Origin of the sequence: Herbaspirillum sp. NPDC101396 (assembly GCF_044767365.1) — a bacterium.
Classification (GTDB): domain Bacteria; phylum Pseudomonadota; class Gammaproteobacteria; order Burkholderiales; family Burkholderiaceae_D; genus Herbaspirillum.
The window spans coordinates 570,484-594,524 of sequence record NZ_JBIWNT010000003.1 but is presented as its reverse complement, the minus strand read 5'-3'; the positions used below and the strand labels follow the sequence as shown (position 1 = coordinate 594,524).

The following is a 24,041-nucleotide window of genomic DNA, read 5'->3' as shown; positions in this document are numbered from 1 at the left end:
CCATGGCAGACATTGACCTTCTGATTCGTGAAGCCACCGTCGACGATGCGGAGCTGATCGCCGAGCTCACGCGCGGCAGCTGGGCCAACAAGGTTGCGCCCAGTTCGAGCGGCCACCGTGAAGAACCCAAACGCGTCGCCGAAGACCTGCAACGCGGCGGCGGCTTCGTGCTGCTGCGCGGCGACGTACCGGCCGGCTCGGTGCGCTGGTTGCCGCTGGACACCGAACTCGACGTCTGGGAAATCCTGCGCATGGGCATCCTGCCCGACTATCGTGGCGAACGCCTGTCGCAACATCTGATGGAGGCCCTGATCCATCGCGCCCTGGCCGCCGACATTGGCGAACTGCGCCTGGCGGTCCGCAGCGATCAGGAACAACTGCTCGACGTCTACGCCGCCTTCGGTTTTGAAATCGCCCCTGAACTGGAATACACCCGCGCCAATCCGATGGAGCCGTCGCCCATCGTGATGCGTCGCTGGCTGCGCAACTAACTCCCTGCCTCAGCCTTGCCCCGAGCCGTCGTCCGCGCTGCAATCGCAGTCGCGCACGACGGTTTTTCTTTCCCGCCGCGCTGCTTCCCATCGTCATCTTGCCGGCGCGCACGTGCTCGCCGATGCTGCACGGCGTCAAGGCTCAGGCTTGATTTCTCGAATCAATTCGATTATTGTACAAACGTTCAACAACAATGATCATCTGTTCAAAGACAAAATGGCAACCACAGACCGTCAGGATATTGCTTATTCCGCTGTGCGCGTCGCGCGTCTGTACTATTTCCAGAACATGACGACGGCGGCCATCGCGGAAGAGATCGGCACCTCGCGCGCGACCGTGTCGCGGCTGCTGTCGTACGCCATGGAGAACGGCCTGGTCGAGATCCGCGTGCATGATCCGCAGGAACTCTCGGGCAATCTCGAAGCCGCCATCACCAAACACTATCCGCTGCGCTCGATCCAGGTGGTGCCGGTGCCGGCCGCCGCCACCGAGCGCGAAAGCATGCAGCGTGTCGCCGCGCACACCGCCGCCTACCTGAATACGCTGATGCAACCGTCCACCGTCATCGGCCTGGCCTGGGGCAACACTGTCGCCGCCATTGCCGACAACCTGAGTCCGAAGGCAGTGCACGACGTCGACGTGGTCCAGCTCAATGGTTCGGGCGCCGGCGCCAACATCGTCAACACCTTCGGCGAATCGCTAGTGTCGCGCTTCGCCCAGAACTACGGCGGCCGCGCCCACAGCTTCCCGGTGCCGGCCTTCTTCGACTACGCCGACACGCGCACCGCGCTGTGGCGTGAGCGCAGCATCAAGGCCATCCGCACGCTGCAGAACGACGCCACCATCCTGCTGTTCAGCATCGGCGCGGCCGAAACCGGCAGCCACATTCACACCGGTGGCTACCTCGACAAACAGGACCAGCAAGACATCCGCCGCGACGACGTGGTCGGCGACATCGCCACCGTGTTCTTCCGCGACGACGGCAGCTGGCGCGACGTGGCGCTCAACGCGCGCAGCAGCGGCCCCGACCTCGACCGCTTTCAGCGCGCCGCGCATTCGATCTGCGTGGTATCCGGCAAGGGCAAGATCCCGGGCCTGCGCGCAGCACTATTGGGCGGCTTCATCAATGAACTGGTGATTGACGAGCCCACCGCCCGCCTGCTGGTGCAGCAACTGGACGAAGACAAGAACGAGGCGATGCAGGAAGCGCCTGCCGGCAAGACCGCAAACAACAAAACCAACCGCAAACGAGCAAAGTAATGAGTACAGCGACCACTTCAGAAACCTACGATCTCCTGATCATCGGCGGCGGCATCAACGGCGCCGGCGTGGCGCGCGACGCCGCCGGGCGCGGCCTCAAGGTCGCCTTGTGCGAGCAGAACGATTTCGCCGGCGCCACCTCCTCGGCCAGCACCAAGCTGATCCACGGCGGCCTGCGCTATCTTGAATACTATGAATTCCGCCTGGTCGCTGAAGCGCTGGCCGAGCGCGAACACCTGCTCAACATCGCACCACACATTGCGTGGCCGCTGCGCTTCGTCATGCCGCACGTCAAGGGCCTGCGCCCGCGCTGGATGATCCGCCTCGGCTTGTGGATGTACGACCATATCGGCGGCCGCATCACGCTGCCGCATTCGGAAGGCATCGCGCTCGACCGGATGAGCGCGCCAAGCGGCCTGCGCGCCGACATCACGCGCGGCTTCGCCTATTCCGACGCCTGGGTCGACGACGCCCGCCTGGTGATTCTCAATTTGCTGAGCGCACAGGAACACGGCGCCGATATCTTCGCCCGCACGCGCCTGGTCGACGCCAAACGCAGCAACGGCCAATGGCAATGCGAAGTCGAGAACACCGTCACCGGCGTGCGCAAGCAGCTCACCGCACGCGCCGTGGTCAACACCGCCGGCCCGTGGGTGGCGAAGATGGACCAGCTGCTTAATCCGGCCCAGCAAGGCAAGGCGCACGCCGCCGTCAAGCTGGTGCGCGGCAGCCACATCGTGGTGCCGCGCCTGTTCGCCGGCGAGCATGCCTACATCCTGCAGAACGACGACAAGCGCATCGTGTTCATGATTCCCTATGAAGACAAGTTCACGCTGATCGGCACCACCGATGTGCCGCAGGAGAACATGGATAACGGCGCCAAGATCAGCGCTGACGAAGAAGCCTACCTGCTGCGCGCGGTCAATCAATACCTGGCCAAGCCGATAGCCCACGCCGACATCGTCTGGCGCTACGCCGGCGTGCGCCCGCTGTTCGACGACGAATCCGACAATCCCTCGGCCGTCACGCGCGACTACACGCTGGTGCTGCAGGATGCGGACAATACGCCTTGCGTGTCGGTCTACGGCGGCAAGATCACCACCTACCGTCGCCTGGCCGAATCGGTGCTGGAGAAACTGGCGCCCTGGACCAAGACCCGTCGCGGTCCGTGGAGCAAGGACGAAGCCCTGCCCGGCGGCAAGTTCAAGCGCGCCGATCGCGCCCAGGAACTGGATTACCTGAAAAAGAAATACGCCCAGCTCGACGCCCATTTCCTGACTCGCCTGTTCGGTCGCCACGGCCGCATCGCCCACGTCATCCTCAAGGAAGCGCAGACGCCGGCCGAACTCGGCCGCGACTTCGGCGGCGGCCTGGTGCAGCGCGAGGTCGATTACTTGATCACGCACGAATGGGCCTACCAGCCGGACGACATCCTGTGGCGCCGCACCAAGTGCGGCTTGCACATGAGCGAGCAACAGCGCGCCGAGTTCGCCGCCTATTTCGACGAACACTGCACCATCCGAAAACACCTGGCCGCACAGATGGCGCAGACCTGAGCGCGACCGCATTGATTTGCATCACCATTCATTTCTTTACCGAGGGGACACCGCGATGGCAGCAATTTCGCTCAAGGGCATTACCAAGAACTGGGGAGACGCCCAGGCAGTAAAAGGCATTGATTTCGAAGTGAAGTCGGGCGACTTCACCGTGTTGCTGGGACCGTCCGGCTGCGGCAAGTCGACCACGCTGCGCCTGATTGCCGGCCTCGATACGCCGTCCACCGGCGCCATCCGCATCGGTGAGCGCGACGTCACCAACCTGCCGCCGGCGCAACGCAAAATCGCCATGGTGTTCCAGTCGTATGCGCTGTTCCCGCATCTCAACGTGCGCGACAACATCCTGTTCGGCGTGCGTGTGCGCAAGGAGCCGGCCAAGCATTTCGACGAACGCCTCAAGCGCGTCGCCGACATCCTCGGCCTGAGCCACCTGCTCGACCGCCGTCCAGGCCAGTTGTCGGGCGGCCAGCAACAGCGCGTGGCGCTGGGCCGCGCCATTATCGCCGATGCGCCGGTCTGCCTGATGGATGAGCCGCTGTCGAACCTCGACGCCCAGCTGCGCCAGGAAATGCGCCGTGAAATCCGCGCCCTGCAACAGCAGCTCAACATGACCATGATCTACGTCACGCACGACCAGACCGAGGCGATGAGCATGGCCGACCAGGTGATCCTGCTGCGCGACGGCAAGATTGAACAGAACGCGCCGCCGGCCGAACTGTATGCGCAACCTGCTTCAGTGTTCGCCGCGCGCTTCATCGGCACGCCGCCGATGAACATCCTGCCGCTGTCGAACAGCGCCGCCGGCCTTGTCATCGAAGGCAGCAGCGGTCCGGTGATCCATCCGCACAACGTTGATGAAGAATGGCAACTGGGCGTGCGCCCAGAGCACATCCATCTGGTTGAGCAAGGCATTGCCGCCACCGTCGACACGATCGAATACTTCGGCGCCGACACCATCGTCGGCTGCCGCGTCGGCCAGGCCTCGCTGCTCATGCGCGTGCCGGGCCAGCTGACGCTGGTGCCGGGCGATGCGGTCCAGCTCGGCTGGGATCGTGGCAGCCAGTATTTCTTCGACCGGAAATCGGGCTTGCGTCGCCTTCCGATGTAATCGTTTTCATCGCTTTTGCTTTGCACGACAGACGTACCACCATAACTAAATTGGGAGACAAACATGCGTAGAGTCATTCTGAAATCCATGGCCGCAGCAGTGACAGCAGCCGTCGCAGGCGCCTTCGCCGCTCCGGCATTCGCCGCCAATCCGGTCGAACTGACCTTCTATTATCCGGTCGCCGTGGGCGGCCCGATCACCAAGACCATCGACACCATGGTCGCCGATTTCGAAAAACAGAATCCCGACGTCAGGATCAAGGCGGTCTACGCCGGCACTTACCAGGAAAGCATCGTCAAGGCGCTGACCGCGTTCAAGAGCGGCACGCCGCCGACGCTGGCCGTGCTGCTGTCGACCGACCTGTTCACGCTGATCGATGAAAACGCCATCGTGCCGATCGACGGCCTGGCCAACAAGCCGGAAGACAAGAAGTGGATCGAAGGCTTCTACAAGGGCTTCATGGACAACAGCCAGACCGGCGGCAAGACTTGGGGCATTCCGTTCCAGCGCTCCACCATCGTGATGTTCTGGAACAAGAACCTGTTCAAGGAAGCCGGCCTGAATCCGGACAAGGCGCCGGCCACCTGGGCCGAGACCATCACTTATGCCAAGAAGCTGACCAAGAGCGATGCCAACGGCAACGTCTCGCAATGGGGCCTGAAGATTCCATCGACCGGCTTCACCTACTGGATGTTCCAGGGCCTGACCACGCCGAACGACACGGCGCTGATGAACACCGCCGGCACCAAGACCTACTTCGACAAGCCGGCCGCAGTCGAGTCGCTGCAATACTGGGTCGACCTGTCGGCCAAACACAAAGTCATGCCAAGCGGCGTGATCGAATGGGGCACCACGCCGAAGGACTTCCTCGAACAGAAGGCCGCGATGGTCTGGACCACCACCGGCAACCTGACCAACATCCGCGCCAACGCCAGCTTCCCGTTCGGCGTGGCGATGCTGCCGGCCAACAAGCATCCGGGCAGCCCGACCGGCGGCGGCAATTTCTACGTGTTCAACAAGACCTCGCCGGAACAGCAGCAAGCTGCCGTGAAGTTCATCCGCTTCGCCACCGAGCCTGCACGCGCGGCCCAATGGTCGATCGCCACCGGTTATGTGGCGCCGCGCCAGGACGCCTGGGATACGCCGGAAATGAAGAAGTACCTGCAGGAAGTGCCGGCCGCCGCCGTGGCGCGCGAGCAGATGAAGTACGGCGTGGCCGAACTGTCGACGCATGACAACCAGCGCGTCACCAAGGCGCTGAACGACAATCTGCAGGCTGCTCTGTCCGGCACCAAGACGCCGGAAGCGGCACTGAAGGATGCGCAACGTGAATCCGATCGCATCCTGCGCAGCTGGAATCGTTAATTGACGCTTTGGCGAAGCAAAGGTCTGCAATCGCCGGTGCAGGGACAGGTTCCTGCACCGGCATTGCACCTGGTCTGAGACAGCAAAAGGCTTTACATGAATCGCACACAATTTTCCATCACACCCTGGCTGCTGCTGATGCCGGCCATGGTGCTGCTGGTCGCGTTCACCCACTATCCGGCGGTGGCGACGATCTGGCACAGTTTCTTTTCCACGCCCAAGGGTGCCAGCCCGTCGGTGTTCGTCGGCCTGGAAAACTATGCGCTGATGGCCGACGACCCGGTCTTCTGGCGCGCGCTATTCAACAACCTGTGGTTCGCGCTGGGTACCATCCCGGTCTCGATCGCGCTGGCCATCATGATGGCGCTGTGGGTCAACGACAAGCTGCTGGGCCGCGGCCTGCTGCGCCTGGCTTACTTCACGCCGACGGTGCTGCCGATGATTGCGGTGGCCAATATCTGGTTGTTCTTCTACACGCCGCAATACGGCTTGCTGGAGCAACTGACCAATGCGCTTGGCCTGCCTTCGCATAACTGGCTGGGCAATCCGGACACCGTGCTGGGCTGCATGATGGTGGTGGCGATCTGGAAGGAAGCCGGCTTCTTCATGATCTTCTACCTGGCTGCGCTGCAGCAGATCTCGCCGGTGCTGGCGGAAGCCGCCGGACTGGAAGGCGCGTCGCGCTGGCAGTATTTCTGGAAGGTGCAGTTCCCGCTGCTGATGCCGACCACGCTGTTCGTGCTGATCAACGCGCTGATCAATTCCTTCCGCCTGGTCGACCATATTGTGGTGATGACCAAGGGCGGACCGGACAACGCCAGCTCGCTGCTGCTGTACTACATCTATGAAGTCGGCTTCAGCTTCTGGGATTCGTCCTACGCCGCCGCGCTGACCGTGGTGCTGCTGATGATGCTGGCGGTGATCGCCTTCGTCAAATTCCGAATTCTCGACCGCAGGACTCACTACCAATGATCGCTCAAGCCACCAATCCGTTCGGTGAACGGAACAAGATACTGGAAACCATCGCGGCCTGGGTGCTCGGCCTGCTGTGGCTGCTGCCGCTGATCTATGCGGTCTGGACCGCATTCCATCCAGCCGAGTTCGCCACGCGCTTCTCGCTGACCGCGCCGCTGACGCTGCAGAACTTCGTCAACGCCTGGAATGCGGCGCCATTCCCGCGCTACTTCCTCAACACCTTCCTGCTGGTGTCGATGATCCTGATCGCGCAGATGGTGCTGGCGACGATGGCGGCCTATGCATTTTCGCGCTACCGCTTCCGCGGCGACAACATCATGTTCATGCTGGTGCTGATGCAACTGATGGTGATGCCCGACATCCTGATCGTCGAGAACTACAACACCATGAACCTGCTCGGCCTGCGCGACACCATCCTGTCGATCGGCCTGCCCTACTTCGCCTCGGCGTTCGGCATCTTCCTGCTGCGCCAGACCTTCAAGACAGTGCCGCGCGAGCTGGATGAAGCCGCCACCGTGGAAGGCGCCAGCGCCATGCAAGTGCTGTGGAAGGTGTACGTGCCGCTGGCCAAGCCGATCTACCTGGCGTTCGGCCTGGTCTCGATCAGCACGCACTGGAACAATTTCCTGTGGCCGCTGATCGTCACCAACTCGGTCGAGTCGCGTCCGCTGACGGTCGGTCTGCAGGTGTTCTCGTCCACCGACCAGGGCGTCGACTGGTCGATTATCACCTCGGCCACGCTGATGACCTCGGCGCCGCTGTTGCTGGCGTTCCTGCTGTTCCAGCGCCAGTTCGTGCAGTCGTTCATGCGCGCCGGCATTCGCTGATTTGATGAGGACATTGCGATGAAACTCATCAGCTGGAATATCCAATGGTCGCGCGGCGTTGACGGCGTCGTCGATCCGGCGCGCATCGTGCGCGACGCAAAGAAGCTCGGCGACTTCGACGTGCTGTGCCTGCAGGAAGTGGCGGCGAATTTCCCGTCGCTGGCCGGCAGCGCCGGCGAGAACCAGTTCGAGATCTTCGCGCGGCTGTTGCCGGACTTCACGGCCATCCCGGCGGCCGGCGTCGACGTCGCCGCACCCGACGGCAGCCGGCGCTGCTTCGGCAACATGATCCTGTCGCGCTATCCGGTCTCGCGCGTGCTGCGCCACCAGTTGCCGTGGCCGGTCGACGCCGACGTCATCAGCATGCCGCGCGTGCTGATCGAGGCGACGCTGGACACGCCACTGGGCGCTGTGCGCGTGATGAACACGCACCTGGAATATTATTCCCTGCTGCAACGCCGCGCCCAGGTCGAGGCGATCCGCGCGATTCATGCCGAGACCTCGCTGCGGGCGGCCCGCAGCCGCGTGCGCGACCTGTCTGGTTCGCCTTACCATGCGTTCGAACAGACATCCAAAACGATCCTCACCGGCGACTTCAATTTCCGCCCGGAAGATCCGCTGCATTCGCGCCTGCAACATCCGTTCAAGGACGGCGTGCCGAGACTGCGCGACACCTGGGAATACCTGCACGGGAACAAACCGCATCCGCACAATGTCGGTCTATATGATCGCGAACAATGGCCGGAAGCCTTTGCCTGCGACTTCATCTTCGCCAGCGAAGATTTGTTGCCGCGCGTGCGCGCCTTTGACATCGACAGCGACACGCACTCTTCCGACCACCAACCGCAATTACTGGAATTGAAATGAAATCCGTAGACCAATTGCCGCGCGCACAGGTCACGACCGTCTTCACCGACATCGACGACACCCTGACCACCGACGGCAAACTCAGCGCGCAAGCGTACCAATCGCTGGAGACTTTGCAGCGCGCCGGCCTGCGCGTGATCCCCGTGACCGGCCGTCCGGCCGGCTGGTGCGACCAGATCGCGCGCATGTGGCCGGTCGACGGCGTGATCGGCGAGAACGGTGCGCTCTATATGTGGCATGACCGCGCCGCCAACAAGCTGCGCACACGCCATCTGCTGGATGAAACAAGCCGCCGCAATAACACCGACAAGCTGGCAGCAGTGCGCGACCGCATCCTGCGTGAAGTGCCGGGTTGCGCCGTAGCGTCCGATCAGTTCTGCCGCCAGTACGACCTGGCCATCGATTTTTGTGAGGATGTACCGCCGCTGGACCGCGCAGCCGTTGATCGCATCGTGCAAATCATGGAAGATGCAGGGATGACTGCAAAAATCAGTTCCATCCACGTCAACGGCTGGTTCGGCGACTACGACAAACTGAGCATGGCGCGCCTCATGATGCAGGAGCGCTACGACGTCGACCTCGCCGATGACGAAGAACGCAGCCGCTGCGTATTCGCCGGCGACTCGCCCAACGACGCACCGATGTTCGCCTACTTTCCGCTGTCGGTGGGGGTGGCCAACGTGCTCGAATTTGCTGATCGCCTGCAACATCCGCCGCGCTTCATCACGCGGCATCCTTTCGGCGCCGGATTTGCCGAATTGACTCAACATTTGCTGGAGCCATGACCACCCTTCTCAACCTGCTTTCTGCACTGGCCCTGCTGGTATGGGGCACCCACATCGTTCGTACCGACGTGCTGCGCGTCTACGGTGCGCAGCTGCGCCGCATCCTGAGCACCAGCATCAAGCGCCGCGGCCTGGCCTTCCTGGCCGGCGTCGGCGTCACCAGCCTGGTCCAGAGCAGCAACGCCACCGCCGTCATCGTCTGCTCCTTCGTTGCCCAAGGTCTGGTCGGGCTGACGCCGGCGCTGACCATCATGCTCGGCGCCGACGTCGGCACCGCGCTGATGACGGGCGTGCTGAGTTTCGATCTGTCGTGGATTTCGCCGCTGCTGATTTTCGGCGGTGTGGTGGTGTATCTGTCGCGCCGCCATACCTCGGTGGGACGCCTGGCGCGCGCCGTGATCGGCCTCGGCCTGATCCTGCTGGCGCTGGAACTGATCACTGCGGCGACGCGGCCGATGATCACGGGCGCCGGCATCAAGGTACTGTTTTCCACACTGACCGGCGACATCATTCTCGACGCGCTGATCGGTGCGGTGTTCGCCATGCTGACCTATTCCAGCCTGGCTGCCGTGCTGCTGGCTGCGACGCTGGCCACCTCCGGCATCATTTCGCTGAAGGTGGCGCTGTGCCTGGTGATCGGCGCCAACCTCGGCAGCGGCATCCTGGCGCTGCTGACTGCCGCCAGCCAGAACGTCGCCGGCCGACGGGTGGCGCTGGGCAGCATGCTGTTCCGCCTGTCCGGCGCGATCGTGGTGCTGCCCTTCATCAATTACATCGACTTGTGGATTGCCCTGCTGGGCAAGGACCTGCGCTTCAGTGTGGTGGCCTTCCACGTGCTGTACAACACGGTGCGTTGCGGCCTGCTGCTGCCGCTGGTGGAACCGATGGCGCGCCTGTGCGAACGACTGTTGCCGGCGTCGCAGAAGGATGAAGAAGACGCCGCCGTCGCGCGCCACCTCGACCTTGCCGCAATCGACACGCCCTCGCTGGCGCTGGCCAATGCCTCGCGAGAAGTGCTGCGTATCGGCGACCTGATCGAGAAAATGTTGACGAGCCTGTTGCCGGTCATTCGCGACAACAACCAGCTGCGCGCGCAACAGATCCGCAAGCTCGATGACGACGTCGACAAGCTGTATACGGCGGTGAAGATGTATCTGGCGCGCGTCTCGCGTGAAGAACTCAATGAAAAGGAAGTGCGCCGCTGGACCAATATCGTCACGCTGACGATCAACCTGGAACAGGCCGGCGACATCATCGAGCGCATCGTCAAGGGCATCGAAAGCAAGAAGATCGCGCTGCAGCGCAGCTTCTCCGCTGCCGGCATGAACGAGGTCTGCGAAATGCATGCACGCCTGGTGGCGAGCCTGCAACTGGGCCTGTCCGTGTTCATCGACGGCGACCTCAAGAGCGCGCAAAAACTGCTGGCCGAGAAGGAAGCGTTCCGCGACCTTGAACGCGCCTACTCCAAGACACACCTGACGCGTCTGGCCGGCGAAACCCAGCAGAGCATCGAAACCAGTTCCTTGCATCTGGACCTGATCAGCGACATGCGCCGCATGCATTCGCTGTTCTGCTCGACCGCCTATTCGGTGCTGGACGAAGCCGGCATGCTACGCCGCAGTCGCATGGACATCGGTGAAGATCCGGTGGTGGTGCAGGAGCGCCAGGAGTTCGGCGACTACTCGCACCCGCCCTGATCTGATCGGCGCCCACCGGCGCTGATCCTGCGCTGATCCTGCGCAATGCAGGTCAGTGCCCGGATATCTCCGAAATCGACATGCGCACGACCTTGCCGGTCTGCATGTCGAAATGCACGTTGAACAGTCGTTCTTCATGGACGTACAGGTATTTCCAGTCCCACACTTCTTCCTGCTTGCGCGCGAACGGCACCACGGTGCGCGGACGACCGAGCATGTTGCGCACTTCTTCGCGGGTCATACCCTTCTGCACCCGGTCAAAGTTTTCGGCGGTCAGCACTTGTTGATAGTCTGACAATTTTCCATCGGCGCCGATGCGGAACATCCAGGTGCGAACACCTTGGGGTCCTTTCGGGTATTCCAGCGTGCGGCCGCCGTCGCTCTCCTCGCGCACGCTGTCCGGCTGTCCCATCACGCCGCGCACGTCGGCCTCGGTCGATACGCCTTTGTTCAACTTGTCCAAACCGAATTCCTCCACCGGATTGCCGTTGCGGTCGCAGCCGAGCGCGAGCACAGTCGCGCAGACAGCCAGCAGCCGGGCCAGCAAGTTGTTTTTGATCATGGTCATCTTTGCGTCTGCCATTCTATGCGGGCTTCAAGACAGGGTAGAATAGCGGTTATTAGCCAGTTAACAAGAATTCCCGGGATAAATCATGTTCTTCAGCAAACTTTTCACCTCGTACGAGTCGGAAGCCACCAAGTTCATCGCCGAACTCAAGGAAAAGAATCCCGACCTCGAAGAACAGCAACGCGCCGGCCGCGCCCTGCTGTGGGACAAGACGCCGCTGGATCTGGACAAGACCGCGCGCGACAAGGAATCCCGCGTCAAGCAACAGCCTTACGTTTACCAAAATCACTGATTCGCCAGCATGATCGAAAACGCCGGGAATCCATCCTCCGACGCTGCCGAACTGACGCTGGAAGGCCAGCCGGACTCGACCCCCAATGTGGTCGACGGCGTCGCGTTCGCGAAGCTGTACGGCGAGCCGCTGTTCAAGCTGCCCACCGATCTGTACATTCCGCCGGACGCGCTGGAGATTTTCCTGGAAGCGTTCCAGGGACCGCTGGATCTGTTGCTGTACCTGATCCGCAAACAAAACTTCAACATCCTCGACATCCCGATGGCGCAGGTTACCCTGCAATACCTGGAATACGTCGAACAGATCCGCAAGCACAACCTTGAGCTGGCCGCAGAATACCTGCTGATGGCGGCGATGCTGATCGAGATCAAATCGCGCATGCTGCTGCCGGTCAGGAAGGCCGATTCCGGCGAAGAAGCCGAAGATCCGCGCGCCGAACTGGTACGCCGCCTGCTCGAATACGAACAGATGAAGCTGGCCGCGCAAGAGCTCGACTCGCTGCCGCAAGTCGGCCGTGACTATGTGCGCACCCAGGTTTACGTGGAACAAACCGTCGTCACGCGTTGGCCCGACGTCAACGTCGACGACCTGCATGCGGTGTGGGCCGACATCATGCGGCGCGCCAAGCTGACCGCGCATCACCATATCAGCCGCGAAGAATTGTCGGTGCGTGAACACATGACCGGCATCCTGCGGCGCCTGCGTTCGGCGCGCTTCGTCGAATTCGCCGACCTGTTCGATCCGGCCCGCGGCGTACCGGTGGTGGTGGTGAATTTCATCGCCCTGCTCGAGCTGGCCAAGGAAACCCTGATCGAAATCACCCAGGCTGAAGCCTTCGCGCCGATCTACGTGCGGCTGTCCTATTCACCGAGCTGAGCTGCCGAACTCACCCTTCAGCTCCATCGGCCCAGTACATCGCAGCCTGCTTCCGCATCCATTCACGACACCACGCCATGAAAATCATCTCGTCCATCGAAGAACTGCGCGACCAGCTGCGCGGCCAATTGCGCACCGCTTTCGTCCCCACGATGGGCAACCTGCATGAAGGCCACCTGTCGCTGATGCGCCTGGCGCGCACCCATGGCGATCCGGTGGTCGCGTCGATTTTCGTCAACCGCCTGCAGTTCGGACCGAACGAAGACTTCGACAAATATCCGCGCACCTTCCAGGCCGACATCGACAAGCTGGAGAAGGAAGGCGTCTACGTCCTGTTCGCACCGACGGAAAGAGATCTCTATCCCGAGCCGCAGGAATACCGCGTGCAGCCGCCGGATGATCTCGGCAACATTCTCGAAGGCGAATTCCGTCCCGGCTTTTTCACCGGCGTGACCACCGTCGTGCTCAAGCTGTTCTCCTGTGTGCAGCCGCGCGTGGCGGTGTTCGGCAAGAAGGATTACCAGCAGCTGATGATCGTGCGCAATATGGCGCGCCAGTTCGCGCTGCCGACCGAAATCATCGCCGCCGAAACCTGGCGCGCCGACGACGGCCTCGCGCTGTCCTCGCGCAACGGCTACCTGTCGGCCGACGAACGCGCGGAAGCCCCCGAGCTGTACAAGGTGCTCAACCAGGTCGCCGACGAAGTGCGCGGCGGCCATCCCGACATTTCCAGACTGGAACGCAAGGCCATGGATGCGCTGACGCAGCGCGGCTGGCAACCCGATTACATCTCGATCCGCAAGCGCAACGACTTGCAGCCGCCGTCCGCCGGCGACCTGGCGCAGGGCGAACAACTGGTCGTGGTCGCCGCCGCCAAACTCGGCAAGACGCGCCTGATCGACAATCTCGAAGTCTGATGCGCTATCGGCTGATGCCGCTGCGGTTCGCTGTGCCGGCGGCGCTGGCGTTGCTTTGGGCCGGCAACGCCGCCGCAAGCATCACCGTCACCGATGATTTCGGCAACGACATTCGTCTCGACAAGCCCGCCCGCCGCATCGTCAGCTTGTCGCCGCATACCACCGAATTGCTCTACGCCGCAGGCGCCGGACCGTATGTCATCGGCGTCAGCAACTACAGCAACTATCCTCCGGCTGCGCTGCAAGTGACCTCGGTCGGCCGCATCAGCGCGGTCGACATAGAAAAAATCCTCACGCTCAAACCCGATCTGATCCTGGCCTGGCGCAGCGGCAACTCAGCCTCGCAGTTGCAGCAGCTGCGGGCGTTCGGTTTGCCGGTGTTCGAAAGCCAGCCGGCCGATTACGCAACGATTGCGACCTCGCTGGAACGGCTGGGTGTACTCAGCGGCACCGACGAACAAGGCCGCAAGGCGGCCGCGGATTTCCGCGCGCGCTGGCAGGCACTGAGCCGCAACTACCGTGACCGCAAGCCGGTCAACGTGTTCTATCAGATCTGGGGACGACCGCTGATGACGCTCAACGGCAAGCACATGGTGTCGACGGTGCTGCGCACCTGCGGCGGCAACAATATCTTCGGCGACTTGCCGCAACTGGCGCCCCACGTCAGCCTGGAGTCGGTGATTGCCGCCAATCCCGAGGCCATCCTTGCCCCCGACGACGCCAAGGATCATCCGCTCGATGAATGGCGTCAGTTCGGCAAGATGAAGGCGGTGGTCGCCGGCAACCTGTTCACGGTCAACGCCGACTGGCTTAACCGTCCGGGTCCGCGCGTCCTGGATGCGACCGAAGAAGTCTGCAAGATGCTCGATACAGTGCGCGCGCGGCGTCCGCCTGGCTAAAAAACTCAGGCCGGCATCAGCCACCGTCCTCCGGCAGATTCCACTATCTCGAAACGGCAATCGTAGGCCGCCTCCAGCAGGTCCGGGCGCAGAATATCCGTGGCCCTGCCCTGCCAGACTTTCCCCTCTGCGATCAACAACACATGCGACGCAAAACGCGTCGCCAGATTGATGTCGTGCATGGTGGCGACGACGGCGTGGTCAGCGTCCGCCAGTTCCTTGAGCGTGCGCATCACCAGCTGCTGCGCGGCGACGTCCTGATGCGAGGCCGGCTCGTCCAGCAGATAAAGTTGCGGCGCCTGCAGCATCAGCGTCGCCATCGCGACACGCTGGCGCTCGCCGCCCGACAAACGCATCACGTCGGCATCGGCGTAAGACGCCATGTCCAGACGTTCCAATGCATACAGCGCAGCGCGCCGGTCGGCTTCATCCGGCCAGCCCCAGCCCGGACGATACGGATGCAAACCCGCCATCACGCTGTCCAGTACGCTGCACGCAAACGCGTCGACCTGTTGCTGCACCTGCAAGCCGCGCCACAAGGCCAACTGCTGCGGCGCGGTTCGTGCGATGTCGCCATCCGGGGAACAGACGCGGCCGGACACAGGCTTCAACAAGCCTGCAACGGCATGCAGCAAAGTGCTTTTGCCGATGCCGTTTTTGCCGAGCACACACCAGAATTCACCGGCGCGCACTTGCCAGTTGAAGTTCTCCAACAAGGTGATGTCGCCGGCGCGCAAGGTCAGCGCCTCCACCTGCAGCAACAGGCCCGCCGTCATGCGCGACTCCGCGCCAGCAGCCACAGGAACAAGGGCACGCCGATCAAGGCCGTGATGACGCCGACCGGCAATTGCATCGGCGCGACAATCGTGCGCGCTGCCAGATCGGCCAGCGTCAAACCGGCTCCTCCGGCCAGCGCCGAGGCCGGCAGCAACACGCGCTGATCGTTGCCGACCAGCAGGCGCAGACCGTGCGGCACCACCAGCCCGACGAAGCCGATGGTGCCGGCCAGCGTCACTGCGGCAGCCGTCGCCAACGACGCCGCGCACAAGGTCGCCACGCGCAGTCGCACCACCGGCACCCCCAGCAACTGCGCAAAACTCTCTCCGCGCGCCAGCAGGTTCAAGCGCGGTGCATTCCATGTCGACCACAGCAAGACCGCGCCCGCGATGGCGGCGGCCACCGGCAGGAAGCGGCTGTCTTCGAGATCGCCCATGAGCCAGAACACCATGCCGCGCAATTGCGTATCTCCCGCCAGCGTCAGCACCAGCGTGATGACGGCGCCGAAACCGGCCGCCAGCATCACACCGGTCAGCAGCAGCCGATGCCCGGCCGCCATCGGCGACAGCGGCAAGCGCCGCAGCGATTTCCCGACCAGGCCGAACAGCAGCAGCACCGCCAGGCCGGCGCCCAATGCAGCGCCGACGGCAGCGATATTCTGGCGCGGCAAACCGATGGACGCAGCCAATAGCATCGCCAGCAAGGCACCCGCCGCAGATCCGCCGGAGACGCCAAGCACATAGGGTTCAGCCAAGGGATTGCGTAGCAATACCTGCATCAGCGCGCCCGCCATCGCCAGCAAGGCGCCGACGGTGAACGCCGTCAACGCGCGCGGCACGCGCAATTGCAGCAGCATGGCGATATCGGCAGAATCGCCGCTTGGGCGCAGACAGCCGGTGCTGCCGCACAGACCCGCCAGCACGAGCGCCAGCCCGGCCAATACGGCCAGGCAGGAAAGCACCAAGATCGCTCTGCGCATGAAGTCCTTGAGGTGATTTAAAAGTCGTAACGGGCGGTGAATTTTACTGCACGGCCGCTTTCCGGATAGATGCCCGAGGCGCAGCCGAAGGCTTGCGAGAAATAACGCCGGTCGCCCAGGTTGCTGCCGGTCAGCGCCAGCTCCCACGTACTCACGCGCATCGCGTAGCGCGCATCGACCGTGGTGTACGACGGCATGCGCGCATTGCAGGTATTGCTGAAGTCACTGCCGTAGCGCTGCGCATCGGCCCACAGCACGCCGAGGTTGACGGTCTGGTTGCCGGACTGCCAGTTGAGCCGCGCCGAGGCAGTATTCTTTGGCACCAGCACCATTTCCTTGCCGGCATTCGGACCGTCCGTGAAGGCGGCTGCAATGTGTTGGAAATTCGCCTTGAGGCTGAAGTCGGCGTTCAGGCGCGCGGCGGCGTCCAATTCGACGCCCTGCCGCTTGGTCGGATCGAGATTGACGTTGGCACCAAATGCGCCGACGGTGGGATCGTAAAACAACTCATCCTTGATGCGATGTCGAAACCACCTGAGCGTGGCATTGTTGTCGGCGCCGCCCCAGGTGGCGCCGAACTCCAGGTCATGCGAAGTCTGCGGCTTGAGGATTTGTCCGGCCGCCAGCACGATGCCGCGGTTTTCGTCCGCGGTCGGCAACCGGTAGCTTTGACCGGCTTTACCGAACAGGCGCAGCGACGGCAGCACCGCGTGGCTCGCCTGCACCTCCCAGGCGTTGACGCCTTGCGCCTTGTCGTAGGCGTTGGCGGTGCTGCGCTTGTCCATGACCTCATGGCGCAAACCCAGCGCGATACGGGTGTTGCCGGCGATCTGCACTTCGTCGCGCACGTAGGCCGCGCGCGCAGTCTGCGCCGCGTCGCCGCTGCCGTCGACGTTGCCGATCCCCCATTCGGAGAAATCGACGCCGGCCACCAGTTCGTTCTTCAACACGCCACCTTCGGCGATGTGGCGCAAGCGCGGCGAGAACTGCGTGGTGCGGCTATGCACTTCACTGACCGCGCCTCCGCCATAGCTGGAACGCGAAATCTTTTCGCGATGCGACAACTCGGCCGCGGCTTCCAGCGCGCCGAACTTGCGCTCGAAGAAAGCGGTGATGCGGTCGCTGTCGTAGGAGCCGTAATCTTTCGGCGTGGTGGCCTGACGCGGATTGGTAAGGAATTGCGCCATGCTCAGCGAGCCGGCCAGGCCGTAGTCGGCGCGTGCGAGATCAACCCGCAAGCCGAAGCGACCTTGATTGGAAAACCATTGCGCCGTGCCGCTGAAATTCTCCTGGTTGGAAGCATTGTTGTCGCGGTAGTTGTCGGCATGCTGTTTGCTGTACGCGGCATTCAGGGCGAAGCCGTCCCAGCCCTTGGCGACGCTGGCGCGGCCGCTGCGCAAACCGTTGCTGCCGATTTCGCCGACCACGCTGCCGTGGATTGCATCCGCAGCCGGGCGCTTGGTGATGATCTGGATCGTGCCACCGGTGGCGCCGTCGCCATACAGCACACTGCCGCCGCCGCGTACGATCTCGATGCGCTCGACCGAGTCGATCGGCACCGACGACAGCAAGGCGGTCGACAACTCGTTTTCCGACAGTCGGACGCCGTCGATCAGGATCACCATGTTCTGATCGCCATTGCTGCCGAAGCCGCGCATGTCTAGCGCGAAGTCGCCCGGCCCCGCCAGGCTTTGACGGCCATACACGCCACCCAGTTTGCGGATCGCCTCGTTGATGTTGTCGATACCGGCGTTGCGGATGTCTTCGGCGCCGATCACGGTCGCGCCCACGGGCGGAAACGCAGGATCGTTCGGAAAGCGCGACGCCGTAACGACGACCGGCGTGAGGCCGGGGTCGTCGGCGGCCTGCGCCAGCGATTGTGCAAGTGAAAACACAGCGCAGGCGATCGCGGCGCGGCGGGATGGGACGGTGAATTTCATGATGTCGTTTTGCAATGATCTCCGGGCCTGCCTCCCCGCAAGCCGGATTGAAATGGAACGCCTGGGCGTTCCCCTGTCGTGGCCGGTATCCGGGCTGCAAGCCTGGCCCGCCGCGCCTTCCCATGCCTTGCCGCGCGAAAGATGCGAGAGGGTCACAGTGGCGAAGTCGGCAGGTTGCCGTTCCGACAAGGAACGGCGCTTGCTTACCGTTGCGGGGGCAGCGCACGTTGGCGGAGGTCCTGGTTTCCCAGGCGACCGCGCCGTGCTTCCCGTTTAACTGCCGGCACGAACATGCCGGCGAGCACCAAAACGGCGCAATTGTATGCGCCAACGCCACAGGCGGCAATCATCCGTGACAAACGAAGCGGGCTTGCATTATGATTGCCCGAAGATCAACAAGATCGTCATAACGCCATTTAAATGGGGAATTTTCATCGCTTTTTAGCCGATGGAGCCGCTTGACAGGGACTTATAATCCATTCAACAAATAGCGGAAGTCCGTCCCTACCGGGACACTCTCCGGGGGATCGGGCAAAAACAGGGGCAAGCTCTCTACAGATTTTTTATTTGTTGCCGATATGCAATGGATATCCGGCGGCCGCTGCCGCGCACTTACAGCAACAGGAGCTTCATATCACCGAACCATCTCGTCGAACCATGTAATTCAGTTGTGACAGATTACCTGCCTCGCGGCGGAAGCAAATAACGCATCAAATTTGTATGGAGATACCAAGATCATGAGTGACGACGTTGATTTAGAAGCACTATTCGACGAGATTTCGGCGCAAACCCTGCCGGCTTCAGTCCCGGCAGCCGCGCCGGCAGTTTCGGCCCCCTCGGCCGCAACAGAAGATCCGCTCGAAGACCAGACCGACAAGCCCATGTACGAACGCCTGGGCGGCATCGTTCGCTTGTTGCACGACTCCATGCGCGAACTCGGCTACGACCGCTCGCTGTCAGACGTCGCATCGCAGATCGGCGATGCCCAGGGTCGCCTGGAGCATGTCGCCACGCTGACCGAACAAGCCGCCAACAAGGTGCTCAATTCGATTGACGCCGGCATGCCTGCGCAGGACGCACTCGCCAGCAAAGCCAAGGACATCGATGACCGCTGGGCGCGCCTGTTTGCCGGCCAGATGACCATCGACGAATTCAAGAACCTGGCCAACGATTCCAAGAAATTCTCTTCCGCCGTGATCGAAGCCACCGAGGTCGAAAAAGCCCGCATGCTCGAAATCATGATGGCGCAGGACTTCCAGGACATCACCGGGCAGTTGATCAAGAAGATCGTCGGCATCACCGCCGTGGCGGAACGCGAACTTGCGCAACTGCTGCGCGACAACGCACCGCCGGAAGTCAAGGCGGCGATCCAGGCCGACAAGCCGGTTGAGTTGTTGAACGGACCTTCTGCTCCCGGCTCGGCCATGGCGCAGAATGATGTGGATGACTTACTCGCTAACCTGGGGTTCTAATGGATGACGAAATGCTCAAGGATTTTGTCGTTGAGGCCTTGGACCTCGCGACTAGCGTTGAAGAGCATCTGCTGACTCTTGAACGGCATCCTGACGATCTGGAAATTCTGAACGCGGTTTTCCGCGCCTTCCACACCATCAAGGGCGGTGCGGGCTTCGTCAATTTGCCGGCCATGGTATCGGCCTGTCACCTGACGGAAAACCTGTTCGACGCCCTGCGCACCGGCAAGGCGCCGGTCACGCCGCTGGCGATCGAAGCGGCGCTGCAGGCCAGCGGCTTCGTCGCCGACCAGCTCAACGAGCTGGCCAACGGCGCCGATCCGGCCAGCCTGGCGTCGATGCCGCAGGACCTTGAAGACATTCTGACGCAAGCCATTGAAGGCAATGCGGCGGCGCCTGCTGTTGCTGCGCCTGCTGCTGCTGCTGCACCTGCTGCCAGTGCTGCAGCGCCTGTCAGTGCGGCCGCTCCGGCTGCCGGCTCGACGCCTTCCGCCAACGGCGGCGCCAGCGTTCTCGGCGCTGACGGCTCGCTTGACTGGAACGCCTTGTACCAGGCTGTGTCCGGCGGTACCGGAGAAGTTGCGCCAGTTGCTGCTGCAGCCGCCGAAGCAGCGCCTGCGGAAGCAGAAAGCAGCTCCGGCCATCCGAAGTCGCTGCCTTCGGCGACGCCGACGCCAAAGCCGGCCGCTGCCCCCGTACAAGCGCGCCGCGCCACCGACAATCAACCCGGCAACGCCAAGGAAGAAAGCATCCGTATCGATGCCGGCAAGCTCGACGCGCTGCTCGAAGTCGCCGGCGAATCGGTGCAAGCCGCCAACCAGGCCGCCGTGCTGCTGGAAAAACTGCAACAGTTCAAGTTCGAAGGCACCGCCGCATCGCTGATGTCGACGCTGGCCGAAACCCTGGGCCGCGCATCGCGCTACTCCAGCGAACTGCAACGCGCCACGCTGTCGACGCGCATGCAGCCGGTCGGCCGCCTGTTCCAGAAATTCCCGCGCCTGGTGCGCGAACTAGCCAAGGATCTGGGCAAGGACGTCGACCTAGCGATCTCGGGTGCGGAAACCGAAGTCGACCGCGTGGTCGTGGACAGCCTCTACGATCCGCTGGTCCACATGCTGCGCAACTCTCTCGATCACGGTATCGAAACCGATCGCGGCGCTGCCGGCAAGCCGAACAAGGCAACCATTTCACTCAAGGCATGGCAGGAAGCCAGCAGCGTCATGATTGAAATCTTCGACGACGGCAAGGGCATGGATCCTGATTTCCTGCGCAAGAAGGCGATCGGCAAGGGCCTCATCGGCGAACACGAAGCGCAAAGTCACGACGAAGCGCTGCAACTGGTGTTCCTGCCGGGCTTCTCGACCAAGGAAGTGGCGTCCAGCGTGTCCGGCCGCGGCGTCGGCATGGACGTGGTGAAAACGGCCGTGGAAAAACACCGCGGCACCATCCGCATCGATTCGACACTGGGCGTCGGCACGCGCTTCTCGATCCGCCTCCCGATCGAATTGTCGATCATCCCGACCATGCTGGTGCGTACCGCCGGTGCTGCATTGGCCTTGCCCATGGCAGTGGTGGAACGCGTGGTGGAATTGCCGGCCGAGTTCGATGAAGTCGGTGGCGCGCCGGTGTTGCGCGATCAGGGTCGTCCGTTGCCGGTGCATTCGCTGGCCGGCGTACTTGGCTATGAACCGGGCAATGAACGTGTCGGTATCGTCATGGCGGTGCCGCATCCGTACATCCTCAGCGTCGGCGCCGTGGAAGGCACGGCCGACCTGGTGATCAAACCGTTGACCGCGATCCAGACCAACGGCATTACCGGCACTGCACGCTCTGCTGAGGGTGAACTGGTGCTGGTGGTCGGCCTCTCGTTCCTGCTGGAAGGCTGCCGCTCCGCTGCCAAGGCTGTGGCGCAAGTTTAAGCAAACTCTTCAAGTCCCATCGAAAAAAGCTGAGCCCGTTCGCGGGCTCAGCTTTTTTTATGACCTGAGCAAATCCTTCTCAGGGCATCATTTGACGGTGGCGTGCGCGTAGCGCTCCGACAATGCCTCATACAGCGGCGGCGCAAAGAAGCGCGAGACGCGACTGCCCAGTAAGGCTGTCGCCATCAATGAAATCACCAGCGCATGGCCGTTGATCATTTCCATGACGATCACGAAGGCGGTGATCGGCGATTGCGTCACTGCAGCCAGATAGCCCACCATCGCCAGGGCGATCAGCATCGACAGCGACGTATGCTCGAACACCATGTGCAGCAGATTGCCGAAGCCGGCGCCGATCGACAGCGACGGCGCAAAGATGCCGCCCGGAATCCCCGGCAGGTAAGACCCCACCATCGAGGCCATCTTGGCCAGCGGATACCACGCTGACAACTGCGTCTGGCCGCTCAGCAAACCCTTGGCTTCGGCATAGCCGCTGCCGAAGGTCATGCTGCCTGCACACAAACCGACGATCGCGACGATCAGACCGCACACGGCGCCAAACACCACCGGACGCTCTGCGCGCAAGGCGCGCAGCGGTGCCGGAATCCACTTGTGCGTATTGAGCAGCAGCCAGCAAAAGATGCCACCGGCCACGCCCATCAGGATGCCGCTGACGATGACCGCGACGATCAGTTCGCGCGCGCTGTCATTGCCGGCATTGATGGTGCCGAAGTAGGTATAGTTGCCGTTCAGCCCGAGCGCGACGATACCGGCGAAGATGATGGTCGTGATGACGATGCCGCTGGCGCGTTGCTCGAAGCTGCGTGACAGCTCTTCAATCGCGAACACGATGCCGGCCAGCGGCGTATTGAAAGCGGCCGACAAGCCGGCAGCGGCGCCGGCCAGGATCAGGCGTCGTTCCAGAATGGCGCTGGGACGCGGATAGAAGCGGCGCATGTTGTACATCAGCGCCGCGCCGACGTGCACCGTCGGTCCCTCGCGGCCGATAGTGAAGCCGCCCAAAATACCCAGAAAAGAGATGCCGATCTTGCCGGCCAGGATCTTCAGCGTCAGCAACGCAGGCGCACGGGAAGGACGTGGCGTTCCGCGATCATTCTCCTCCGCCAGCGAGGCAATCACCTGCGGAATCCCGCTGCCCTCGGCGCCCGGAAAGAAGCGGCGCGTCAGCCACACGCACAAGGCGCTCATGGCCGGCGTCAGGACCAGCGGCAGCCAGGCGTGATCGCGCCGCATGGCGCTGAACATTTCGAAGCCGAAATCGATCAGCCAGGCATACATCACCGCCACCAGGCCGACCAGCACCGCGCCCAGCCACAGAATTCCGTATTGCATCCACAGCCGGCGCGCCCGGCGGAGAGTATGGCCATGCAGGCCGGCAAGCATAGACATCATCGCGTTTCAGTTCCCATCGTTGATCCGGCTGCCCGCAGGCAACTCAGAGCTCGTACATGTCCTTCTCGCCTTCCATGACCTGACCGATCAACTTGCGGTTGAGCGTCGGCGCCAGCAATTCGATGAAGGTGTAGACATAGCTGCGCAGGTAGGCGCCCTGCTTGAGCGCCACGCGCGAGACATTGGTGCCGAACAGGTGTCCGGCCGGCAGGGAGCGCAGACCGCGATCGCGCTCGGCGTCGAAGGCCATGCCGGCGATGATGCCCACGCCCATGCCCAGCTCGACGTAAGTCTTGATGACGTCGGCGTCGATGGCTTCAAGCACGATGTCCGGCTTGAGGTCGCGCAGCGAGAACGCGTGATCGATCTTGCTGCGGCCGCTGAAGGCGGCGTCGTAGGTGATCAGCGGATAGCCGGCGATTTCTTCCAACGACAGGTTTTTGGATTTCAGCAAAGGATGGTCGGGCGGCACCACCACCACGTGCTCCCATTGATAACATGGCAAAGAGACAAGTCCCTCTCCCGATGCCAGCGCTTCGGTGGCGATGGCGATGTCGGCCTGGTCGTTGCGCACCATCTCGGTAATCTGTTTGGGATTGCCTTGCAGCAATGACAACCTGACCTTGGGGTACTTTTGCGTGAAGGCCTGCACCACTTTCGGCAGCGAATAGCGGGCCTGGGTGTGGGTGGTGGCGATGGTGAAACTGCCGCTGTCGTGGGCGGCGAATTCCTTGCCGATGCGCTTGAGGCCATCCACTTCCTGCATGATCAGTTCAACCGAGCGCAACACCGCGCGGCCCGGCTCTGTGAGGCCGCGGATACGCTTGCCGTGACGGGTGAAGATGTCGACGCCGAGTTCTTCTTCCAGCTCGATGATCGCTTTCGAGACGCCGGGTTGCGAGGTGAACAACGCTTTGGCGGCTTCGGTCAGATTGTAGTTTTGCCTAACCGCTTCCCTGACGAAGCGGAATTGATGCAGATTCATGGCTTGTCCTTCGATATGCTCAGCAAATGAATTTGTATATGCCGATTGTGCATATAAGCAAATAAATAGTAT

The 24,041-nt window shown here is 62.5% G+C and carries 22 protein-coding genes and 1 riboswitch; of the genes, 16 read left to right on the top strand and 6 right to left on the bottom strand.

The window, feature by feature from the left end:
• Window positions 1–11: 11 nt before the first annotated feature.
• From ACIROY_RS12475 to ACIROY_RS12430, 10 genes are all read left to right on the top strand, one after another.
• Window positions 12–491, top strand: coding sequence for a GNAT family N-acetyltransferase (locus tag ACIROY_RS12475; protein ID WP_402342022.1), 480 nt, complete (start codon window positions 12–14; stop codon window positions 489–491).
• A gap of 217 nt (window positions 492–708) precedes the next feature.
• Window positions 709–1,752 (top strand): sugar-binding transcriptional regulator, encoded by a 1,044-nt coding sequence (locus ACIROY_RS12470; protein ID WP_402272730.1) that lies wholly within the window; start codon window positions 709–711, stop codon window positions 1,750–1,752.
• A complete protein-coding gene (gene glpD, locus ACIROY_RS12465; protein WP_402272732.1) occupies window positions 1,752–3,308 on the top strand; it encodes a glycerol-3-phosphate dehydrogenase in 1,557 nt (518 codons plus the stop codon). The genes ACIROY_RS12470 and glpD overlap by 1 nt, the downstream gene beginning before the upstream one ends.
• Before the next feature lie 55 nt (window positions 3,309–3,363).
• Entirely contained in the window at window positions 3,364–4,416 is a 1,053-nt protein-coding gene (locus ACIROY_RS12460) for an ABC transporter ATP-binding protein (RefSeq protein WP_402341818.1), read from the top strand.
• Between the two features lie 63 nt (window positions 4,417–4,479).
• A complete protein-coding gene (locus tag ACIROY_RS12455) occupies window positions 4,480–5,781 on the top strand; it encodes an ABC transporter substrate-binding protein (RefSeq protein ID WP_402272738.1) in 1,302 nt (433 codons plus the stop codon).
• 96 nt (window positions 5,782–5,877) lie between these two features.
• The gene (locus ACIROY_RS12450) at window positions 5,878–6,753 is read left to right on the top strand and encodes a carbohydrate ABC transporter permease (RefSeq protein ID WP_402272741.1); all 876 of its coding nucleotides are present in this window, start codon (window positions 5,878–5,880) and stop codon (window positions 6,751–6,753) included.
• Window positions 6,750–7,583, top strand: coding sequence for a carbohydrate ABC transporter permease (locus ACIROY_RS12445; protein ID WP_402272744.1), 834 nt, complete (start codon window positions 6,750–6,752; stop codon window positions 7,581–7,583). Before ACIROY_RS12450 ends, ACIROY_RS12445 begins: the two co-directional genes overlap by 4 nt.
• 18 nt (window positions 7,584–7,601) lie before the next feature.
• Complete coding sequence (locus ACIROY_RS12440) at window positions 7,602–8,450, top strand: endonuclease/exonuclease/phosphatase family protein (protein WP_402341816.1); 849 nt, start codon at window positions 7,602–7,604, stop codon at window positions 8,448–8,450.
• Window positions 8,447–9,235, top strand: coding sequence for an HAD family hydrolase (locus ACIROY_RS12435; protein WP_402341814.1), 789 nt, complete (start codon window positions 8,447–8,449; stop codon window positions 9,233–9,235). Before ACIROY_RS12440 ends, ACIROY_RS12435 begins: the two co-directional genes overlap by 4 nt.
• Window positions 9,232–10,932: a Na/Pi cotransporter family protein gene (locus ACIROY_RS12430; protein ID WP_402272753.1), complete on the top strand. Its 1,701-nt coding sequence runs from the start codon at window positions 9,232–9,234 to the stop codon at window positions 10,930–10,932. Before ACIROY_RS12435 ends, ACIROY_RS12430 begins: the two co-directional genes overlap by 4 nt.
• Window positions 10,933–10,984: 52 nt before the next feature.
• On the opposite strand, the gene bamE is transcribed toward ACIROY_RS12430, so the two are convergent.
• Window positions 10,985–11,500, bottom strand: coding sequence for an outer membrane protein assembly factor BamE (bamE, locus tag ACIROY_RS12425; protein ID WP_402341812.1), 516 nt, complete (start codon window positions 11,498–11,500; stop codon window positions 10,985–10,987).
• 85 nt (window positions 11,501–11,585) lie between these two features.
• Here bamE and ACIROY_RS12420 point away from each other — a divergent pair, with 85 nt between their 5' ends.
• The 4 genes from ACIROY_RS12420 to ACIROY_RS12405 all read left to right on the top strand — a co-directional run bounded on the left by ACIROY_RS12420 (window position 11,586) and on the right by ACIROY_RS12405 (window position 14,484).
• Window positions 11,586–11,792 carry a DUF3460 family protein gene (locus ACIROY_RS12420; RefSeq protein WP_402272759.1) on the top strand — a complete coding sequence of 69 codons (207 nt, stop codon included), beginning with the start codon at window positions 11,586–11,588 and terminating at the stop codon, window positions 11,790–11,792.
• A gap of 9 nt (window positions 11,793–11,801) precedes the next feature.
• Window positions 11,802–12,668: a segregation and condensation protein A gene (locus tag ACIROY_RS12415; RefSeq protein ID WP_402272761.1), complete on the top strand. Its 867-nt coding sequence runs from the start codon at window positions 11,802–11,804 to the stop codon at window positions 12,666–12,668.
• Between the two features lie 77 nt (window positions 12,669–12,745).
• The gene (panC, locus tag ACIROY_RS12410; RefSeq protein WP_402272764.1) at window positions 12,746–13,585 is read left to right on the top strand and encodes a pantoate--beta-alanine ligase; all 840 of its coding nucleotides are present in this window, start codon (window positions 12,746–12,748) and stop codon (window positions 13,583–13,585) included.
• The gene (locus ACIROY_RS12405) at window positions 13,585–14,484 is read left to right on the top strand and encodes a cobalamin-binding protein (RefSeq protein WP_402341810.1); all 900 of its coding nucleotides are present in this window, start codon (window positions 13,585–13,587) and stop codon (window positions 14,482–14,484) included. The genes panC and ACIROY_RS12405 overlap by 1 nt, the downstream gene beginning before the upstream one ends.
• Window positions 14,485–14,489: 5 nt before the next feature.
• On the opposite strand, the gene ACIROY_RS12400 is transcribed toward ACIROY_RS12405, so the two are convergent.
• The 3 genes from ACIROY_RS12400 to ACIROY_RS12390 are packed head-to-tail and all read right to left on the bottom strand — an operon-like array spanning window position 14,490 to window position 18,180.
• Entirely contained in the window at window positions 14,490–15,260 is a 771-nt protein-coding gene (locus ACIROY_RS12400) for an ABC transporter ATP-binding protein (RefSeq protein ID WP_402341808.1), read from the bottom strand.
• On the bottom strand, window positions 15,257–16,240 hold the full coding sequence (locus ACIROY_RS12395; RefSeq protein WP_402341806.1) for a FecCD family ABC transporter permease: 984 nt from the start codon (window positions 16,238–16,240) through the stop codon (window positions 15,257–15,259). The genes ACIROY_RS12400 and ACIROY_RS12395 overlap by 4 nt, the downstream gene beginning before the upstream one ends.
• Before the next feature lie 17 nt (window positions 16,241–16,257).
• Window positions 16,258–18,180: a TonB-dependent receptor family protein gene (locus ACIROY_RS12390; protein WP_402341805.1), complete on the bottom strand. Its 1,923-nt coding sequence runs from the start codon at window positions 18,178–18,180 to the stop codon at window positions 16,258–16,260.
• Window positions 18,181–18,242: 62 nt separating this feature from the next.
• A riboswitch (cobalamin riboswitch) is annotated at window positions 18,243–18,504 on the bottom strand.
• 413 nt (window positions 18,505–18,917) lie between these two features.
• Here ACIROY_RS12390 and ACIROY_RS12385 point away from each other — a divergent pair.
• Together ACIROY_RS12385 and ACIROY_RS12380 are read left to right on the top strand one after the other, a co-directional pair.
• Complete coding sequence (locus ACIROY_RS12385) at window positions 18,918–19,652, top strand: protein phosphatase CheZ (RefSeq protein ID WP_402341803.1); 735 nt, start codon at window positions 18,918–18,920, stop codon at window positions 19,650–19,652.
• Window positions 19,652–21,571 (top strand): chemotaxis protein CheA, encoded by a 1,920-nt coding sequence (locus ACIROY_RS12380; RefSeq protein ID WP_402341801.1) that lies wholly within the window; start codon window positions 19,652–19,654, stop codon window positions 21,569–21,571. The genes ACIROY_RS12385 and ACIROY_RS12380 overlap by 1 nt, the downstream gene beginning before the upstream one ends.
• Window positions 21,572–21,658: 87 nt before the next feature.
• Here ACIROY_RS12380 and ACIROY_RS12375 read toward each other — a convergent pair whose 3' ends face one another.
• Window positions 21,659–22,984: a chloride channel protein gene (locus ACIROY_RS12375; protein ID WP_402341799.1), complete on the bottom strand. Its 1,326-nt coding sequence runs from the start codon at window positions 22,982–22,984 to the stop codon at window positions 21,659–21,661.
• Between the two features lie 43 nt (window positions 22,985–23,027).
• A complete protein-coding gene (locus tag ACIROY_RS12370; RefSeq protein ID WP_116433367.1) occupies window positions 23,028–23,969 on the bottom strand; it encodes a CysB family HTH-type transcriptional regulator in 942 nt (313 codons plus the stop codon).
• Window positions 23,970–24,041 lie beyond the last annotated feature (72 nt).

Bases quoted from the DNA above. Each gene is read 5' to 3' on its own strand.
- ACIROY_RS12415 (WP_402272761.1), top strand. From the start codon at position 11,802: ATGATCGAAAACGCCGGGAATCCATCCTCCGACGCTGCCGAACTGACG.
- ACIROY_RS12450 (WP_402272741.1), top strand. From the start codon at position 5,878: ATGAATCGCACACAATTTTCCATCACACCCTGGCTGCTGCTGATGCCG.
- ACIROY_RS12390 (WP_402341805.1), bottom strand. From the start codon at position 18,180: ATGAAATTCACCGTCCCATCCCGCCGCGCCGCGATCGCCTGCGCTGTG.
- ACIROY_RS12440 (WP_402341816.1), top strand. From the start codon at position 7,602: ATGAAACTCATCAGCTGGAATATCCAATGGTCGCGCGGCGTTGACGGC.
- ACIROY_RS12370 (WP_116433367.1), bottom strand. From the start codon at position 23,969: ATGAATCTGCATCAATTCCGCTTCGTCAGGGAAGCGGTTAGGCAAAAC.
- ACIROY_RS12395 (WP_402341806.1), bottom strand. From the start codon at position 16,240: ATGCGCAGAGCGATCTTGGTGCTTTCCTGCCTGGCCGTATTGGCCGGG.
- panC (WP_402272764.1), top strand. From the start codon at position 12,746: ATGAAAATCATCTCGTCCATCGAAGAACTGCGCGACCAGCTGCGCGGC.
- ACIROY_RS12460 (WP_402341818.1), top strand. From the start codon at position 3,364: ATGGCAGCAATTTCGCTCAAGGGCATTACCAAGAACTGGGGAGACGCC.
- ACIROY_RS12380 (WP_402341801.1), top strand. From the start codon at position 19,652: ATGGATGACGAAATGCTCAAGGATTTTGTCGTTGAGGCCTTGGACCTC.
- ACIROY_RS12405 (WP_402341810.1), top strand. From the start codon at position 13,585: ATGCGCTATCGGCTGATGCCGCTGCGGTTCGCTGTGCCGGCGGCGCTG.
- ACIROY_RS12470 (WP_402272730.1), top strand. From the start codon at position 709: ATGGCAACCACAGACCGTCAGGATATTGCTTATTCCGCTGTGCGCGTC.
- bamE (WP_402341812.1), bottom strand. From the start codon at position 11,500: ATGACCATGATCAAAAACAACTTGCTGGCCCGGCTGCTGGCTGTCTGC.
- ACIROY_RS12420 (WP_402272759.1), top strand. From the start codon at position 11,586: ATGTTCTTCAGCAAACTTTTCACCTCGTACGAGTCGGAAGCCACCAAG.
- ACIROY_RS12375 (WP_402341799.1), bottom strand. From the start codon at position 22,984: ATGATGTCTATGCTTGCCGGCCTGCATGGCCATACTCTCCGCCGGGCG.
- ACIROY_RS12455 (WP_402272738.1), top strand. From the start codon at position 4,480: ATGCGTAGAGTCATTCTGAAATCCATGGCCGCAGCAGTGACAGCAGCC.
- glpD (WP_402272732.1), top strand. From the start codon at position 1,752: ATGAGTACAGCGACCACTTCAGAAACCTACGATCTCCTGATCATCGGC.
- ACIROY_RS12445 (WP_402272744.1), top strand. From the start codon at position 6,750: ATGATCGCTCAAGCCACCAATCCGTTCGGTGAACGGAACAAGATACTG.
- ACIROY_RS12435 (WP_402341814.1), top strand. From the start codon at position 8,447: ATGAAATCCGTAGACCAATTGCCGCGCGCACAGGTCACGACCGTCTTC.
- ACIROY_RS12430 (WP_402272753.1), top strand. From the start codon at position 9,232: ATGACCACCCTTCTCAACCTGCTTTCTGCACTGGCCCTGCTGGTATGG.
- ACIROY_RS12385 (WP_402341803.1), top strand. From the start codon at position 18,918: ATGAGTGACGACGTTGATTTAGAAGCACTATTCGACGAGATTTCGGCG.
- ACIROY_RS12400 (WP_402341808.1), bottom strand. From the start codon at position 15,260: ATGACGGCGGGCCTGTTGCTGCAGGTGGAGGCGCTGACCTTGCGCGCC.